At 68.2% G+C, this 16,118-nt stretch carries 16 protein-coding genes; 8 read left to right on the forward strand and 8 right to left on the reverse strand.

Annotation, left to right across the window (positions count from 1 at the left end; translation table 11 throughout):
* The first annotated feature begins 1 nt into the window (after position 1).
* From Q9R39_RS08645 to Q9R39_RS08660, 4 genes are all read left to right on the forward strand, one after another.
* A complete protein-coding gene (locus Q9R39_RS08645; protein ID WP_058249682.1) occupies positions 2-415 on the forward strand; it encodes an SRPBCC family protein in 414 nt (137 codons plus the stop codon).
* Between the two features lie 69 nt (positions 416-484).
* On the forward strand, positions 485-1,021 hold the full coding sequence (locus Q9R39_RS08650) for a flavin reductase family protein (RefSeq protein WP_083229367.1): 537 nt from the start codon (positions 485-487) through the stop codon (positions 1,019-1,021).
* The gene (gene ribB / locus Q9R39_RS08655) at positions 1,018-2,274 is read left to right on the forward strand and encodes a 3,4-dihydroxy-2-butanone-4-phosphate synthase (RefSeq protein ID WP_068970801.1); all 1,257 of its coding nucleotides are present in this window, start codon (positions 1,018-1,020) and stop codon (positions 2,272-2,274) included. Before Q9R39_RS08650 ends, ribB begins: the two co-directional genes overlap by 4 nt.
* A complete protein-coding gene (locus Q9R39_RS08660) occupies positions 2,275-2,640 on the forward strand; it encodes a hypothetical protein (protein WP_068970800.1) in 366 nt (121 codons plus the stop codon).
* A gap of 32 nt (positions 2,641-2,672) precedes the next feature.
* On the opposite strand, the gene Q9R39_RS08665 is transcribed toward Q9R39_RS08660, so the two are convergent.
* Complete coding sequence (locus tag Q9R39_RS08665) at positions 2,673-3,491, reverse strand: LuxR C-terminal-related transcriptional regulator (RefSeq protein WP_223258898.1); 819 nt, start codon at positions 3,489-3,491, stop codon at positions 2,673-2,675.
* A 77-nt stretch (positions 3,492-3,568) separates the two neighbouring features.
* Here Q9R39_RS08665 and Q9R39_RS08670 point away from each other — a divergent pair, with 77 nt between their 5' ends.
* The gene (locus Q9R39_RS08670) at positions 3,569-5,170 is read left to right on the forward strand and encodes a fatty acyl-CoA synthetase (RefSeq protein ID WP_068970799.1); all 1,602 of its coding nucleotides are present in this window, start codon (positions 3,569-3,571) and stop codon (positions 5,168-5,170) included.
* A gap of 21 nt (positions 5,171-5,191) precedes the next feature.
* Here the strand turns inward: Q9R39_RS08670 and Q9R39_RS08675 are convergent, their stop codons facing one another.
* The 3 genes from Q9R39_RS08675 to Q9R39_RS08685 are packed head-to-tail and all read right to left on the reverse strand — an operon-like array spanning position 5,192 to position 9,684.
* Positions 5,192-7,564 (reverse strand): PEP/pyruvate-binding domain-containing protein, encoded by a 2,373-nt coding sequence (locus Q9R39_RS08675; RefSeq protein WP_311277337.1) that lies wholly within the window; start codon positions 7,562-7,564, stop codon positions 5,192-5,194.
* Entirely contained in the window at positions 7,561-8,559 is a 999-nt protein-coding gene (locus Q9R39_RS08680) for a TIGR03617 family F420-dependent LLM class oxidoreductase (protein ID WP_311277338.1), read from the reverse strand. The genes Q9R39_RS08675 and Q9R39_RS08680 overlap by 4 nt, the downstream gene beginning before the upstream one ends.
* 9 nt (positions 8,560-8,568) lie before the next feature.
* Positions 8,569-9,684, reverse strand: a complete 1,116-nt coding sequence (locus Q9R39_RS08685; RefSeq protein ID WP_311277339.1) for a hypothetical protein — start codon at positions 9,682-9,684, stop codon at positions 8,569-8,571.
* Positions 9,685-9,735: 51 nt separating this feature from the next.
* Between Q9R39_RS08685 and Q9R39_RS08690 the strand changes: the two genes are divergently transcribed.
* Positions 9,736-10,335: a TetR-like C-terminal domain-containing protein gene (locus Q9R39_RS08690; protein ID WP_311277340.1), complete on the forward strand. Its 600-nt coding sequence runs from the start codon at positions 9,736-9,738 to the stop codon at positions 10,333-10,335.
* Here Q9R39_RS08690 and Q9R39_RS08695 read toward each other — a convergent pair.
* Positions 10,310-11,263: a proline dehydrogenase family protein gene (locus Q9R39_RS08695; protein ID WP_083229366.1), complete on the reverse strand. Its 954-nt coding sequence runs from the start codon at positions 11,261-11,263 to the stop codon at positions 10,310-10,312. The two genes, Q9R39_RS08690 and Q9R39_RS08695, sit on opposite strands and share 26 nt — an antisense overlap.
* Before the next feature lie 81 nt (positions 11,264-11,344).
* On the opposite strand from Q9R39_RS08695, the gene Q9R39_RS08700 reads away from it, so the two are divergent.
* Positions 11,345-12,136, forward strand: a complete 792-nt coding sequence (locus tag Q9R39_RS08700) for a glycoside hydrolase family 16 protein (protein WP_223258897.1) — start codon at positions 11,345-11,347, stop codon at positions 12,134-12,136.
* A 17-nt stretch (positions 12,137-12,153) separates the two neighbouring features.
* Here Q9R39_RS08700 and Q9R39_RS08705 read toward each other — a convergent pair whose 3' ends face one another.
* Both Q9R39_RS08705 and Q9R39_RS08710 read right to left on the reverse strand, forming a co-directional pair.
* On the reverse strand, positions 12,154-13,065 hold the full coding sequence (locus Q9R39_RS08705; RefSeq protein ID WP_065632460.1) for a LysR family transcriptional regulator: 912 nt from the start codon (positions 13,063-13,065) through the stop codon (positions 12,154-12,156).
* Positions 13,066-13,418: 353 nt separating this feature from the next.
* Positions 13,419-13,601, reverse strand: coding sequence for a hypothetical protein (locus Q9R39_RS08710; RefSeq protein WP_223258896.1), 183 nt, complete (start codon positions 13,599-13,601; stop codon positions 13,419-13,421).
* Between Q9R39_RS08710 and Q9R39_RS08715 the strand changes: the two genes are divergently transcribed.
* Positions 13,587-14,723: a diguanylate cyclase gene (locus Q9R39_RS08715; RefSeq protein WP_223258895.1), complete on the forward strand. Its 1,137-nt coding sequence runs from the start codon at positions 13,587-13,589 to the stop codon at positions 14,721-14,723. The genes Q9R39_RS08710 and Q9R39_RS08715 overlap by 15 nt on opposite strands.
* Here the strand turns inward: Q9R39_RS08715 and Q9R39_RS08720 are convergent.
* The gene (locus Q9R39_RS08720) at positions 14,671-16,035 is read right to left on the reverse strand and encodes an FAD-binding oxidoreductase (protein ID WP_068970794.1); all 1,365 of its coding nucleotides are present in this window, start codon (positions 16,033-16,035) and stop codon (positions 14,671-14,673) included. The genes Q9R39_RS08715 and Q9R39_RS08720 overlap by 53 nt on opposite strands.
* Between the last annotated feature and the right edge of the window lie 83 nt (positions 16,036-16,118).

The following is a 16,118-nucleotide window of genomic DNA, read 5'->3' on the forward strand; positions in this document are numbered from 1 at the left end:
CATGGCGAGCATCGAAGTGACCAAGGACTTCCCGCTGTCCGCCGGGGACGTGTGGTCGTGGATCGGTGACACCGGCGGTGTGGCGGCGTGGATTCCGGCCATCGACGCATCACGGATGGACGGCGACGTCCGTCACGTGGTCTTCACCGACGGCGCACCGGCGCGCGAGCGCATCGTCGCCTTCGACGAGGAGGCGCGCACGTACTCCTACGAGTACATCGACGGCCCGCTCCCGCTCGAGCACTACCGCTCGACCATCTCGGTCACGGCAGTCGGCGACGACACCTGCTCGGTTCACTGGTCAGCGAAGTTCGGCGCCGAATCCGCAACGGTGGAAACCGAACTCGCCACCGCGATCGAAGGTATCTACGCGGCCGCCCTCGACGAGTTGGCCACCAAGGCCGTCCCGGCCTGATCCCGGTTGCCCGGCGGGTGCGTGCGTCCTTGACCCCGCACCCGCCGCGGCCGCATCGGAAGGACTTCCATGAACACCAGTCACATCGCCGACGACGTCGCGTCCGTGCACGCCGATGACCACGCGTCGGTCCGCGACCGATTTCGTGAAGTGCTCGCGCACTTCGGTTCCGGCGTCGTGGTCATCACGTCGGCCGGCCCGGACGGTTCGCCCGTGGGCATGACCGTCGGCTCCTTCACCTCGATCTCGATGGAGCCGCCGCTGGTCGGCTTCTTCGCCGGCATCACCTCGACGACGCTGCCGTCGGTCGTGGCGAACGGCTCCTTCTGCGCCAACGTGCTGTCCGAGGATCAGCATGTCCTGGCGCGCACCTTCGCCCGGAGCGGCGCCGACAAGTTCGCGGGCGTGGAATGGACCCCGTCCGGCAACGGCTCCCCCCGGCTGGCGGGTGCGCATGCGTGGATCGAGTGCACCATCGACGAGCACCGCCCGATCGGCGATCACGAGCTCGTCGTGGGACGGGTCGACGCCCTCGGCGTTCCCGCCGCCAGCGAACCGTTGATCTTCCATCGCTCGCTGTTCCACGGGTTGCGGGCACACCGATGAGCCACGAGGACCGGGTGCCCACGGACAGCACCGCCGCCGTCGAACGGTGTCTCGACCAGCTCCGCCTCGGGCGTCCGGTCATCGTCGTCGACGACGCCGACCGCGAGAACGAGGCCGATCTCGTGATGCCGGCACAATTCGCCGACGTCGACGACATCGCCTTCTTCCTCGAGTGCACCTCAAGCTTCCTGTGCGTCGCGATGACCGCGGATCGTGTTGCCGCATTGGAACTGCCCCCGATGGTCGACGACCCGACCGACCCCCTCGGCACCGCGTTCACCGTCAGCGTCGATGCCGCGGTCGGTGTCACGACCGGGATCAGCGCGGCCGACCGGGCCCGGACCATCCGCGCCCTTGCCGACCGCGAGGTCGGTCCGGCAGACCTCACCCGGCCGGGCCACGTGATGCCACTGCGTGCCAGGCCGGGCGGGGTCCTGGAGCGTCGCGGACACACCGAGGCAGCCGTGGACCTCTGCGCCGCAGCCGGTCTCGAACCTGCCGGTCTCATCTGCGAACTCGTCAGCCCCGACCGGCGCGCGATGCTCGGCGGGGCAGACGTCCGGGATTTCGCCGCGCGTCACGGACTCGAGGTGGTCTCCATCGCCGATCTGGTGGCCCACCGCCGCGCAGGCCGCTCGGTGGAACGGGGCGCGACCTGCGCGCTGCCGACCGATCACGGCGTCTTCGAGGCCACCGTGTACCGATCATCGAGTGGCGCGGAACATCTCGCACTCGTGTACGGCGATCCCGCGCAGGGCGAACCGCTCGTCCGGGTCCACAGCGAATGCCTCACCGGAGACACGCTCGGCTCGCGCCGATGCGACTGTGGCGCGCAGCTGCGAGCCGCACTCCAGCACGTCGCGGACGCTGGAGCCGGGGTCGTGGTGTACGTCGGCGGACACGAGGGACGCGGGATCGGTCTGGCGGCCAAGATCGCCGCCTACCGACTCCAGGACCTCGACGGCGTCGACACCGTCGACGCGAACCTGCGTCTCGGTCAACCCGTCGACAACCGGGACTACCGGGACGCGGCGGTGGTGCTGGCAGATCTCGGCATCCGACGAGTCCGGTTGCTGACCAATAACCCGGCCAAGGTCGACGGGCTGGCCTCCCACGGCATCGAGGTCGTCGAGACCGTCGGACTCGAGATCGAGGCCACCGCGGACAACGCCGGATACCTCGCCTCCAAGCGTGATCGGCTCGGCCACCGGTTGACGCCGTCCGTGGCAGCGACATCGACGGCGGTGGTCTGAATGTCCGACGACAAGAGCACGGAGAGAGCCGGATTCGGCTCACTGTTCGAGCGGGTGACGGTGATGCACGCGACCGACCGGTGGGCCGGCGTCGCCGGTGACGTCGAAGCCGTGCTGGGAGCACCCAGGTTCTCCGACGGGTCCGCCTGGGCGGCCTGGGATGCGCTGAGCGTCTCCGACGAGACGGACGGGCCGGTCTGGTCACTCCTCGCGCGGACCGCCGATCTGGCAGCCACGATCGACGTCGCGCGGTCGCTGGGCTGGCATGTCGGCGAGAAGTCGGTGGGAGGTCACGAGACGCGCGTGCCCCTGCGTTCACCGAACGGGCTGACCGTCATCGCGTACACCCCGACGCCTGCGTCGTGACCGCTCCGGGCCTCACCGCAGCGCCGGGCCGCTCAGCGAGCCCGCCGGCGCGAACGCAGCACCGCGGTCGCGAGCTCGGCCCGGTTGCGCAACCCAGCGGCGTCGAAGATGCGGCTCACGTACTTCTTCACAGACAGCTCCGACAGCGACAGGCGCTGGGCGATCTCGGCGTTGCTCAGGCCGTCGCTGACGAGTTCGGCGACCTCGAGCTGTCGCGGCGTGAGTGCTGCCAGCGGATCGACGGGCTCGTGCGCCGCGGACACCGTCGTGGATCGAGCCCGCAGCTGCCGCGCGAGGATGCGCATCGCGAGCAGGTCCGATTCGTCCCACTTCCGGACGCGGTCGAACATGCCGACGAGGGCCTCACCGTCGGAGAGCGGCAGGTGCAGGGCCGACGCGGTCTCCATGTCATTGGGGTGCAGATAGTCCACGACATAGGAGCGCTGCGGGACCGGCAGGCGCGACAGTTCTTCGAGGGTCGCGAATCCCTCGGCCGTGAGGACCCGCCGAGCGCGCGGCAGCGCGAAGATGTCCTTGTCGCGCCATCGTTCGCGGTAGTCCCGCAACAGCGGGGCCGCGGCGCCGGTCAGCAGCGGTGCCGGGTCGTCGAAGATCTCGCTGTAGGTGCGGCCGTGGAAGAACGTCACGTCACGAACCCCGAAGTACGTGGAGATGGCCTCGACCAGGCCCTCTTTGAAGTCCTGACCGCCGGCCGCGTGTTCGCACTGCTCGAGCACCGCCAGGACCCCGAGCATCTGCCGACGCGACAGCAGGTCCTGCCATCCCCCGCGAGGCGACACCGGATCGGCGCCGGGCCTGCGTCGGGCGCCCGGCTCAGAACTACCGCGCATAGCTACGAACAGTACCCATCGACCCGTGACCAGCGGTCCGGGTCGCCCAATCCCACCGGATCGAGAGGCACCCGCCCATGACGACGACTCCTCCCCTCGGCAACGACCTGATCGGCCCGGCGCGGTCGCACTCGCTCGGCGACATCCCGCGCAGGTCGGCCGCTCGGACGCCCGACAAGCCGGCCGTCATCCACCGTGACACCCGCCTGACCTTCCGGGAGTTCGACGACGCGGTCGACCGGGTCGCCGCCGCGTTGCACGCCGCCGGCCTGCGGCAGGGGCAGACCCTCGGCATCCTGTCGCACAACTGCTGGCAATTTCCCGTGGTCATCTTCGCCGCCGCGCGAATCGGGGTCATCTCGGTCCCGATCAACTTCATGCTCACCGCGGCGGAGATCGCGTACATCCTCGACGATTGCGGCGCGTCCGGCCTGGTCGTCGAAGACGCGCTCGTGCCCACCGCCGACGAGGCGATTGCCGCATCGACCGCACCGGTGACCGTGCGTCGGTCGATCCCGCTCGGTCCCGACAGTTTCGGTTCCCGATGGCCGTCCGTCGACGACTGGGTACGCGAACCGGCCGGGCCGCTGCCCGCTGTCCGCGTCGCCGACGACGACGTCATCCGCATCATGTACACCTCCGGCACCGAATCCCGACCGAAGGGCGCGATGCACACGAGCCGGACGCTCATGTGGCAGTACATGAGTTGCGTTGTCGCGGGCGGGATGAGCGACGACGACATCGAGGTGCACTCGCTTCCGCTCTACCACTGCGCGCAACTGGACAACTTCCTCATCACCGACATCATGCTGGGCGCGACCAGCATCATCCTCGATCGCCCGGACACCGCGACGCTTCTCCGCACTGTGGCGCAGGAGGGTGCGACCAAACTCTTCTGCCCGCCGACGGTGTGGATCTCGTTGCTGAGTTCCCCCGACTTCGACCCGGATGCGCTGTCGTCGCTGCGGAAGGGCTACTACGGGGCCTCCGCGCTCCCCGTCGAGGTGCTGGGCGAACTGACCGCAGCCCTCCCCGGCCTTCGTCTCCGGAACTTCTACGGCCAGACCGAGATGGGCTCGCTCGCCACGGTTCTGGCGCCCGACGATCAGGCCACGCGCGGCGGGTCCGCCGGCCGCCCCGCACTGAACGTCGAGACCCGGATCGTCGACTCCGACGGCCGGACCGTCCCTGCGGGCACCGTCGGCGAGATCGTGCATCGCAGCCCGCAGGTGACCGTCGGCTACCTCAACCTGCCCGAGAAGACGGCCGAGTCGTTCCGCGGGGGCTGGTTCCACAGCGGCGATCTCGGCTACTTCGACGGCGACGGATACCTGTGGGTGGTCGATCGGCAGAAGGACATGATCAAGACCGGCGGCGAGAACGTGTCGAGCCGCGAGGTCGAGGAAGTGTTGTTCGAACACCCTGCCGTGCAGGAAGCGGCGGTCATCGGCGTTCCGCATCCCTACTGGGTGGAAGCCGTTGCGGCGGTGGTGGTACCGGCCCCCGGGTACACGATCGACACGGGGTCGATCACACAGCATTGCCGAGACCGGCTCGCGCCGTACAAGATCCCGAAGATCGTGATCGCGAGCGAGTCCCTGCCCAAGAACCCCAGCGGCAAGATCCTCAAGCGCGACCTCCGTGACCACTACGCCGACATCGCCTCGGGTGAGGGCTGAACCCGCTGGTTCTCAACCGGTTCAGCTCGCCTCGAGTCGTTCGACGATCCCGCGATCTCCATCGACCCGCACGCGGTCTCCCGTCCGCAACACCTGGGTGCCCACCAGGGTGTTCACGACGCACGGCAGTCCGTACTCGCGGGCGACCACCGCGCCGTGCGAGACCGAACTGCCGATGTCGGTGACCAGCGCACCGATGACGGTGAAGTACGGCGTCCAGCCGACGTCGGTGACGGGTGCCACGAGGATCTCGCCGCGCTGGACATCACGCGCCTCCACGATCGACTTCGCCACGCGCACCACGCCTTCCACGGTTCCCCGGCCCGCCGGTCGACCCACGATCCGGCCATCACCGACATTCCGCTCGGGAGCCACGACGCGCGGGGACGGGCGTCCGACCCACACATCGTCGAACTCGAGCCGATCCTGATACGACAACGCTTCTCGACGCTTCGTCGCGCTCTCGACGAGGTCGGTGATGTCGCCGGCGCCGACGACCCGGTGCAGCTCCGCACGGTCGAAGAAGAAGACGAGATCGGCGTCGGGAAGCCGTCCGGTCTCGGCCAGCACCTCGCCGAGGTGCCGGTACCCTCGCTTGAGCCGATGGGCCATCAGCGCCATCCGCGACTTCGTCTCCTCGCGTCCTCGCGCACCCCCCTGCGCCAGTCGGGCCAGGACTCGGATCGACCGAGCGGGGTGCAGGTCGGCGGGCGCAGGGTCGGGTCGCGCGACGGTCCGGGTCCCGACCGACCGCAGCATCACCTGCATCATCGCCCCCAGACCACCGGGGTCGTCGGCCCAGGACGGGTCGCGCATACACAGTTCGCGGTACCCGCGGTGACCGTGCCGCTCGAGGAATCTCCGCAGGGCCGAGCCGGCACTTCCGTCGGACGACTGCAACGTCGTGACCGCATCGTCGGGCGGTGCATCGAGGAACGCGTCGGCGACCGCGGAATCGGCGGCGATCGTCCGTACGACGGCATCGAGTTCGGCGAGCATCAGTGCGCTCTCCACCTCCGAGGCGCCGGCCATGAGCCGGGCGGCCTCGGCCTTGCCGTCGTCCTCGGTGCGGCCGTCCTTCTCCGCGCGCCGGACCAGCACGCTCTCGAGCACATTCGCCGCGACGGCAGCGCGTGAGGACGACCGCACATGGATGAGGGTGACGTCGCAGTACTGGGCGACCCCGGCTTCCAGCTCCTGCCATACGATCCGGGGGTCGCGGCTCGTCGGCACCGCGAACCCGGCGATCTCACCGGGCAGTCGACGGATGGCGGGACCGACCGACAGCGCATGCGAGGTCAGCCGGACGGTGTTCCCGAGCTTGCGCCGGAACGGTTGTGGCGGCCTGGGTTCGAGTTCGTCGATGACCCGCCCGCAGATCGAGGTCGAGAACTGTTCCAGCGAGTTCCCGAAGATGCCGGAACTCAGTGCCGTGCCCTCGGTCAGGTTCAGGAACATGTGCCCGTAGAAGTAACCCACCTGCAGCCAGGGTTTCTCGTATCTCTCCTGTGCCCGGGCGACCACCTGCACCATCTGCATCGCGTAGTCGATCGCGAACCCGGAGACCGATGCGGTCAGCGGGCAGAACGCGCCCGGCATCATCTCGCCGACGTTGCATCGTGTGTACACATGGTCGGCGCCGGCCACCGGCGAGTCCATCTCGTTCAGGTCACCGGGCAGCGTGGTGATCGGCCGAGCCTGCAACCACCAGATTCCACCGGATTTGTCGATGGCCCATTCGAGGTCCATCGGCCGGCCCCACTCCTGCTCGGCCCGGCGGGCGCCGGACTGGATCGCCGCGATCTCGACTGGCGACAGAACCGGCGCCGCGACAGTTTCGTTGACCACCGCGGTTCCGTCGGCATCGAGCACGACGTGATCGGGAGCAACCGTCCCGTCAACGAGCGCCTCGCCGAGTCCGGAAACGACGTCGATCACCGTCAGGTCCCGCCGACCTGAGACCGGGTCCGCGGTGAACACAACTCCCGCGGCGCGCGCATCGACCATCCGCTGGACCACCACATTCATGGTGGCCGAGGCATTCCCGCTGTACGACGACGCGCGGAGCGAGTGCACCGAGTCGGCACAGGCGCGCACCGCGTCGACGAAGCGGTCGACGGTGTCGACCCCCAGCACGGTGTCGTACTGACCGGCGAAGGACTGGTCGTCCCCGTCCTCCCCCACGGCCGAGGACCGGACCGCGACCGGTGTCCATCCGGCGGCGGCCATCTCGTCGAATCGTGCTGTCGCAGCGTCGGACACCCCCGACACGCCGGCGATGACGTACCCGGGCGGCACCGGGAGACCCAGGCGCCGCAGACGTGCGAGTCCGGCCGCCTTGCCGCCGTACCGGTCGTCAGCGATCTCCTCGAATTCGACCGTTTGCGAACTCATCTCGCATCACCACTCAGGGAGTGGACGATCTCGGCCAGCGGTTCCACACCGATGGGTCCCGGTTGATAGAGGCAGATGCGGTCCGACACACCGTCGACGCGGTCGCGGATGTGTGCGGCGATCTCGGCCGGAGTGCCGCAGGCGGCGATGGTGTGGAGGATCTCGTCGTCGATGAGTCCGGCCATCTCCTGCCAGCGTCCCTGTTTGGACATCGTGTTGAGTTCCGGCTGCAGGTCGCCCCATCCGTGCGCGTCGAGCACGGGCCGGTATGCGGGAGTGGAACCGTAGAACGCCAACAGCATTCGCGTCGAGGCATGGTCGTCGTCGCCCGTGCCGACCGAGACGATGATCTCGGGCACCACCTCGAAGTCGTCCTCGCTCCGACCGGCCGCCGCGAGACCGGCGCGGACCGCGGGCAGGGTCGTGCCGTGCAGGAACCGCTTCGACCCGAACGGCATCACCAGCAGACCGTCGGCGACCTCGGCGGTGGCACGGGTGAGCCGAGGGCCCAACGCGCCCAGGTAGATCGGCGGCGGCCCGTACGGATTCGGGCCGGGTACGAAGGTCGGCGTCATCAGGGTGTGCCGGTGATACTCGCCCCGGAAGTCCAGACGTTCACCGTCGTTCCACGTCGCGAAGATGGCCCGCAGGGCGCCGACCATCTCCTTCATCCGCTCGACGGGACGGTCGAACTCGGCGCCGTACCGCTTCTCGATCTGGGCGCGCACCTGGGTACCCAGTCCGAGAATGAACCGTCCCTCGCTGAGCAGCTGCAGGTCGTTAGCCTGATGAGCCAGTTGAATCGGGTTGCGCGGGAGCGCGATCGCCACATTCGACATGATGTCGAGCCCGTCGACCGCTGTCGCGAGCGCGAGCGGCGTGCACACGTCGTGCGGACCTTCGAAGGTGAACACCCCCGACGCGCCGGCCTCCTGCAACGCCCGCGCGCGATCGACCGCTCCGACCGGATCGAACAACGCCGTCATGATCTTCATGTCGATGTCCTAGCCGATCACATCGGTCCAGTCGGAGAATCCCGACGGGTGATGAGGACCGATGACGCCGTGTTCGAACAGACCGGCACCATGCCGGACGGTGCCGTCCGGTTCGGTACAGACGGCCGACCCGACGTGGTCGATCAGACTGAAGGGCGCCCGCGCCATCACCTCCGGGTCGGTGAGGTCGAAGCTGACGCGTTCGGCGAACGGTCCGTCTTTCCATGTGCCGTGTCCCCACGACGAGTCGCCGCCGTACCCCGATCCGAACGCGATGGGAGCGAACAGTTTCGACTCGACATCGAGGACCACCCGGTCACCGGCACGGGTCAGGAACTCGACGTGCGCGCCCCGGGGGATCCGTGTGTCCGGCGTGTAGTCGATGGCGACGCGCACACCGTCGAGTTGCTCGACGCGACCGTCCCGCCAGCGCCGCGTGCAGTCGTAGAGACTGCGATGACCGTCGGGATCCTCTTGCAGGATCAGGAACAACTGGAAGTCGTCGAAGGCCAACGGCAGGTACAGCCACCACATACCGCGGAAGGCGGTGTCGGGCCGGCCCGCGGGTTCGGGCTCACCGACGGGGCGGATGCCCCACGACCGGTCCCGGCTCGCCACGCTGGTGTCGTGCTCGACCGTCAACCGCTCCCCGTCGACATCGATCCATCCCTGCCAGCTGCCCACTTGCGCAAACCGACACGCCTGCAGGGTGACCCGCCGTTCGGTGAGCATGTCGTGCGGCTTCTCCAGCGCCGCGGGGAAGAGACCGCGCCAGGTCAGGTCGGCGGAGATCCCCTCGGTCTCGGCCAGCGTCAGATGTAGTTCCTGCAACGGCTCCAGCACATCCAGGCGGTAGCCGTTGACGTTCTGCCGCAGGCGGTCGTCGTCGATGGCGTCGCTGAGGTGCACCGCGGTCTGGGTGTCACCGCGGCGGACGACGAAGTAGGCGTCCTTCACCCCGAGCCGGGGGTAGTAGCCGATGCCGGTCAGCGCCATGAACCGGCCCTCGCGGTCGAGGACGTTGAAGTACGAACGGTCGTAGAAGTTCCGATCGGAGGTCGCCGGCCAGGTGATCGGCGCCGGTGCCTGATGGATCGGATATTCGTCGAGTGGACTGAGTTCCACGGACCCTCCCATAAATACGATGCAGACCGTATTGCAACTATGCTGGGACTCATGACAGCAGATGGCCGGAGGGAACACAAGAGGTCGAACCCTGCGTCGCCCGGACGGCCCCGCGACGGGCGGATCGATGCCGCGATCATCGCGGCCACCCGCGAACTCATCCTCGAGACGGGCTACCCGGCGCTGTCCCTCTCGGCGATCGCGGCCCGCGCGGGCACCACCACCGCGGCCATCTACCGGCGCTGGTCCGGCAAGGCCCAACTCGTCCACGAAGCGGTGCTGGCGGCCGAAACCCTGGAACCGCCAACGGGTTCGGGTGACGCCCGACAGGACATCCGGACCCTTGTCGAGATCGTGCGTGCCATGTTCAACCGACCCGAGGTGCGCGTGGCGCTTCCGGGTCTCATCGCCGACACCGTGGCCTCACCCGAGCTGCACAGTCAGATGATCGCCCGGCTCGCCGGCGACCTCACCGCCTTCGAATCCCGCTTCGGCCAGGAACGCCGTGACGACGACCGGCTGCCGATGCTCGCGGAGGTCGTCGCGGGCACCGCGATCTTCCGCATCCTCATCCGCAGCGACGCCGCGCTCGACGATGCCTGGGTCGAGGAGATGGTCGAGCTGATCACCGAGCGGTGGCCGGCGGGCTGACCGTCCCCCGCCCCAGGTCGACGATGGCCTGGAACACCCGGGTCGGGTCTTCGGCGATGCGGTTGAGCACGTACAACCACCATTCCGAGCCGAAGATGCAGTATTCGCGCGTGGCCACCCCGTTCGCCGCCAACCGATCGAGGAGGTCGGTTCCGAGACCCATCAGCATCTCGACCTCGAGGGCGTCGGCGGCGCCGACCGAGTCGAGGACGCGCGTCAGCAGCACCTCGTCGTGGGTCGCGAGTGTGAGGGAGCCGCCGCCGTCGACGATGCGCCGCGCAAGCCGTCCGTAGCGCTCCGCCAATTCCGGGTCCTCTCGCGACAGCGCGGTCGAATCCGATTCGTAGAACGCGCCTTTGACGAGCCGGATGCGGCCACCGATCGCGAGGAGGCGTTCGACGTCGCCCTCCGAGCGATGGAGCCGTGCTTGAAGTGTGATGCCCACATTGTCGAATCGCTGTGACAGCCAGTCGTAGACCTCGAGAACCTGGTCGGCCCGGTCCGATCCCTCGGCCGAGATCATGAAAACCGAGTCCACCGCGGCACACGCTTGCGCCAGGCGGGAAGCGTTGTCGCGCACCAGTTCCTCCGAGACGAGGAGGCCGATGTGCGACAGATCGCCGGAGACCGTCGACGGCAGCCCGGTCCGGCCGATGTGTTCGGCGACGGACACGAACACGTCCGTGGCCGCGGCCGCTTCGGCGGCATCGCGAACGCTCTCGCCCGTGTACTCGATGCTCACCCGGTGCCCGCGTTCCACGGCGCGCGCGCCGGCGCGGATCGCGGACTCGACATCTTCTCCCGCGGTGTAGCGGTCGGCGACTCGCCGCGCACAGTCGGCGAGCGCGGGGTCGGCCATGACCCGGGACTTCAGCTCTTCGTCGAGCGCCCATCGCCGGAGAGTGTCGGCCGCAGTTGTCGTCTCCAAGTCATCCCACCTCTGATCACGCCCGTACTGACCAGCACACACTACGCGTGTGGCCCTCGAAAGTCGTTGTACCGTAATCCCATGGACCGACACGCCGCGGATCTGATGGGCCTGACGACGACCCTGCACGACGACTTCACCGGCGACGGTTTCGACCCCCGGACGTGGATCGCCGCGTATCTGCCGCACTGGTCGACACCCGAGAACTCCGCCGCCCGGTGGAGCACATCGGAGGGACGCTCACGGCTGTGCATCGACGACGACCAGCCCGCCTGGCGGCCGTCCGAGTCGGGGATGCGGGTCTCGAGCCTGCAGACCGGGCATCGCGCCGGTCCGATCGGCAGCCCGGTCGGTCAGCACGCCCACCGCGACGGATTGACCGTCACCACCGATCGCGCCTCGGAGATCCGCTTCGCCCAAGCCCACGGCCGGTTCGAGGTGACCATGCGCGCGATCCGCGATCCGGCGTCGATGGTGGCGTTCTGGCTTCTCGGCACCGAGGAGCGACCCGACGAGTCCGGCGAGATCTGCGTCGCCGAGATCTTCGGCCCGCGGCCCGGCGAGCCCTGGACGGTCGGGGTGGGCGTCCATCCGCACCGTGACCCTCGGATTGTCGACGATTTCTCGGTCATCGAGATCCCGCACGATCTCGCCGACCTGCACGAGTACGCCGTCGACTGGGAACCGGGACGGCTCGTGTTCAGCGTCGACGGGCACCCGGTCAAGACGGTCGACCAGTCGATCGACTACCCGGTGCAGTTGATGCTGAGCGTCTTCGACTTCCCGGACCGCGCCGTCCCCGACTCGACGATCGGGTACCCGCGGATCTTCGACGTGGCCGCGGTGCAGGTCAGCAGACGAGACGGCGCCTGAGGCCTGCGGCCGGAACCTCAGAGCGAGTTCTCGGCCGCGGCGAGTATCTGTCGCCGAAGGGTCGACGAGGTGTTGGGCAACCACATCGCGCGGACGGGTGCGAACGGCGGATCGGTGAACTCGACGATCCGGATGCGGTTGACGTAGATCCAGCCGGGTTCATTGGTGACGAATGCGCACGCGTCGGGGTGTGCGATCACCGCCGTGTGCGGGGGCGTCCCCAGCAGCGTCGACAGGATGATCTTCGGTTCGAACCCGGCACGCCGACACATGCCGACGAGGATGTCGGTGTACTCGTACTCGTGCTCGGGACCCCAGACGACGATCTCGTAGCCGGCGAGGTCGGCCATGTCGACCCGGTCGTGCGCGGCCAGCGGGTGATCGGCACGCACCGCCAGACGCAGTTCGTGTTGTGTCGCGATCGTGGTGGCCATGTCCGGCGGGGCCGCCACGCCTCGTCCGAGAGCCATGTCGATGGCTCCCGACAGCAACTCGTCGCGAATGAGTTCGGCGAAGACCGGCCGTACCGTGATCGGCACCGACGAATCGGCGAGCACCACCGGCTCGATGATCCGGAAGACCTCGGAGGAGGCGAGGTCCGGGGCGTGACCGATCACGAACGGCGCAGGCGAGCCGGCGTCCACCCGTCGTACCTGCGTCGCGAGCTGCTCGCCGCCGGCCAGCAACGGCACCGCACCACGGTAGAGCGCCTCACCGGCGGGCGTCGGCGTGAGGCTTCGGCGCGACCGCGAGAAGAGCTCCACCCCCAGGTGTCGCTCGAGTTCGCGGATCGCCGAGGAGAGCGCTTGCTGGCTGATGAACAGGTCATCCGCGGCGACACGAAGGCTGGGCGCCTCCATCACGACGACGAACATCCGCAGTCGTCGGAGGTCGATATCACGTAGTCCGGGCTCCCCGGGACCATTCATCAACCATCTCCTGTCAGTTATCCCGATTGATGTGATTGTAGGTTGACCATCGAGCCAATATGCTGAATTCCGCGAGGCCAGGTTCGCGCCGGCCACATCGCATTCGGACTACCTGCTGGGGTCCCTCCCGCGGAGGGGACGGGAGGACCCCAGCAGGAGGCGGCTGATCGGGCCCGATCGGCACGACCGTCTCAGCGCGCATCAGATCGACGGCAATTCTGCCGATTCTTCCATCTTTCGCTCCGTTGGGTCATATCGCGGATTTCGAGAAGAAACGATCTTTAATCGTCCTCTAAACTCCGTAACGTGTGTTCGACGATTCGTCGTCGCGACATGCATGCGCGTCACGCGCATCACGAGTGAAAGAGGATGCGGCCATCGAGCACCGACAACGCGGAGACCAGGATGAACGGCCCGCCGCTCGTTTCCGGGCTCTTCGCCACGGACCGGCCACCGGTGAGATATCCGGCCATCATCACCTTTTCTACGACAACGCCGATCACGTCCTCAAACAGGTCCGGATGCGCGAATGGCATGTCCGCGTCACCATCGCCGTACTGGTCGCGGTGTGCGGGGCGCTCGGCACGATCGCCCTCTTCACGCCGAGTGGCACACAGGGATCCGTCCCGCGCTCGATCGCCCTCGGCATCGTCGTCGCCACCACGATCCCGATGGCTCTCGTGGTCAGCCGGGTCCACCTCGGCGTGATCTGGTGGACCAAACAGTCGTCGATCAGGGGGTTCAACACCCTGTTCGTCCTGTGGGCCGACGCTGTGCTGACCGTCGCGATCCTGGCGATCTCCGACATCATCCTGGCCCAGTTCTGCGCCGTGATCTTCGCCGTCATCGGGTCATATGTGGCGCATTTCGTCCGGTCCCCGGTCGCGTACGCCCACATGATCTACTCGAGCATCGCGGTCTGCGCGATGGGCCTCGTGTCATGGGCAGATGGCACTCCGGTGTTGAACGTCCTGTTCACCACACTCGCATTGTTGGTCGTCACCAATGGCACCACGGCCCTTCATCGCAGTTACACATCTGATTTCCAGCGATCGCTGAAACATCAGCTCATCATGGCGAATACCGATTCGCTCACCGGATTGCTGAATCGTCGCGGCTTCATCTACGCGACGACGACAATGCTCCGTCGCAGCCCCGCCCACCCGTTCGCCTTGGTCACCGCGGATGTCGACCGGTTCAAGGCCATCAACGACGAACACGGTCACGCGATGGGTGATGACGTCCTGGAGCGGGTCGCGGCGATTCTGCAAGGGGCCACGGACGAGAAGGCCATCGCCGCGCGACTCGGCGGTGACGAGTTCGCGATCGCGACGCTCGCCGACGAGACCTCGGTGCGCGCGCTCGCCGAACGCATCCGCGCGCGGCCCATCACGATCCCCGGTGGTGCGACCGCGACGATGAGCCTGGGCATCGCCGTGGGTGTCACACCGGGCGGCCACATGTCCGCCGACGACGCCGACGCCTTCGTCCGGCACGAGTTCGACGTCGCCGACGACGCGCTTTTCGCCGCCAAGGCCGCAGGCCGCAACACCTACGTGGTGGCGGGGCGCATCGCCGCCCCCCGGCCCACCGGAGGACGCCCGGCTACAACAGCACGCCCGGGTTCAGCAGACCGTCGGGGTCGAGAGCCTGCTTGATCCGAGCCGTCAGTTCCATGACGTCGGGCCCCACCTGGTCGGGCAGCCAGCCCTTCTTCAGCCGTCCCACCCCGTGCTCGCCGGTGATGGTGCCGCCCAACTCGATCGCGAGGTCCATGATCTGACCGAAGGCGACCTGGGCGCGTTTCGCCTCGTCCACGTCGGCGGGGTCGAAGACGATCAGCGGGTGCGTGTTGCCGTCGCCGGCGTGGGCGATCACCGAGATCATCACCCGGTTCCCGGCCGCGATCTCGGCGACACCGTCGATGAGGTCGGGCAACGAGGGCAGCGGTACGCCGACGTCCTCGAGCAGCAACGATCCGAGCTTCTCCACCGCCGGGATCGCCGCGCGGCGGGCCGCGGTGAACGCCTCGCCCTCGACGGGGTCGTCGGTCGCGAAGACCTCGCCGGCGCCGTTCGTCTCGAACGCCTTCCGGATGAACTCGACCTCGGCCGCGCCGGCCGCACCCGGGGCGTCGGACTGGGCGACGAGGAGCGCCCCGGCCTCCCGGTCGAGGCCCATCCGCAACAGGTCCTCGACGGCGTTGATCGCGACCGAGTCCATGAACTCGAGCATCGCGGGACGCATGTCCCCGGTGACCGCCAGCACCGCCCGGCTGGCGTCGTGCACCGAACCGAACACACCGACGACGGTGCTCGCGGGGCCCTGGGGTGGCAACAGCCGCAGGGTGACCTCGGTGATGATCCCGAGCAGCCCCTCGCTGCCCACGAACAGCTTGGTCAGCGGCAGGCCCGCGGAGTCCTTGAGCTGTTTGCCGCCGACGCGTACCGCCCGGCCGTCGGCGAGCACGACCTCGAGGCCCAGGACGTAGTCCGTGGTGACGCCGTACTTGACGCAGCACAGTCCACCCGCGTTGGTGGCGACATTCCCGCCGATCGAGCAGATCTCGAACGACGACGGGTCCGGCGGATACCACAGCCCCGACGCGGCGGCCGCGGCCTTCACCTCCGAGTTGAACAGTCCGGGTTGGACGACGGCGGTGCGCGTCGCCGGGTCGACGTCGATGTCCCGCATCTTCTCGGTGGACAGCATGATCGCGCCGTCGACCGCCGTCGACCCGCCCGACAGACTGGTACCTGCACCCCGCGTGATGACCGGGACACCGTTGGCGGCACACCAGCGAACGGTGTCCTGCACTTCGGCGGTGGTGGTCGGCCGAACCAGTGCGAGCGGGGTGCCGGCCGTCGGATCGGCGGCACGGTCCTGCCGGTAGCCGGCCAGGATGTCGGCGTCGGTGACCACCATGCCGTCGGGGAGGGAAGCGGCCAGCGAACTCGGGTCGACACTCATCTGTTCAGAGTATTCGCAGACCGAACGACCACGGTTTCAGATTGATACATGGCCGGAAACGCCGGGCACCGCGACAATGAGCG

Origin of the sequence: Gordonia sp. AC31, assembly GCF_031844505.1 — a bacterium.
GTDB classification, from domain to species: domain Bacteria; phylum Actinomycetota; class Actinomycetes; order Mycobacteriales; family Mycobacteriaceae; genus Gordonia; species Gordonia hongkongensis.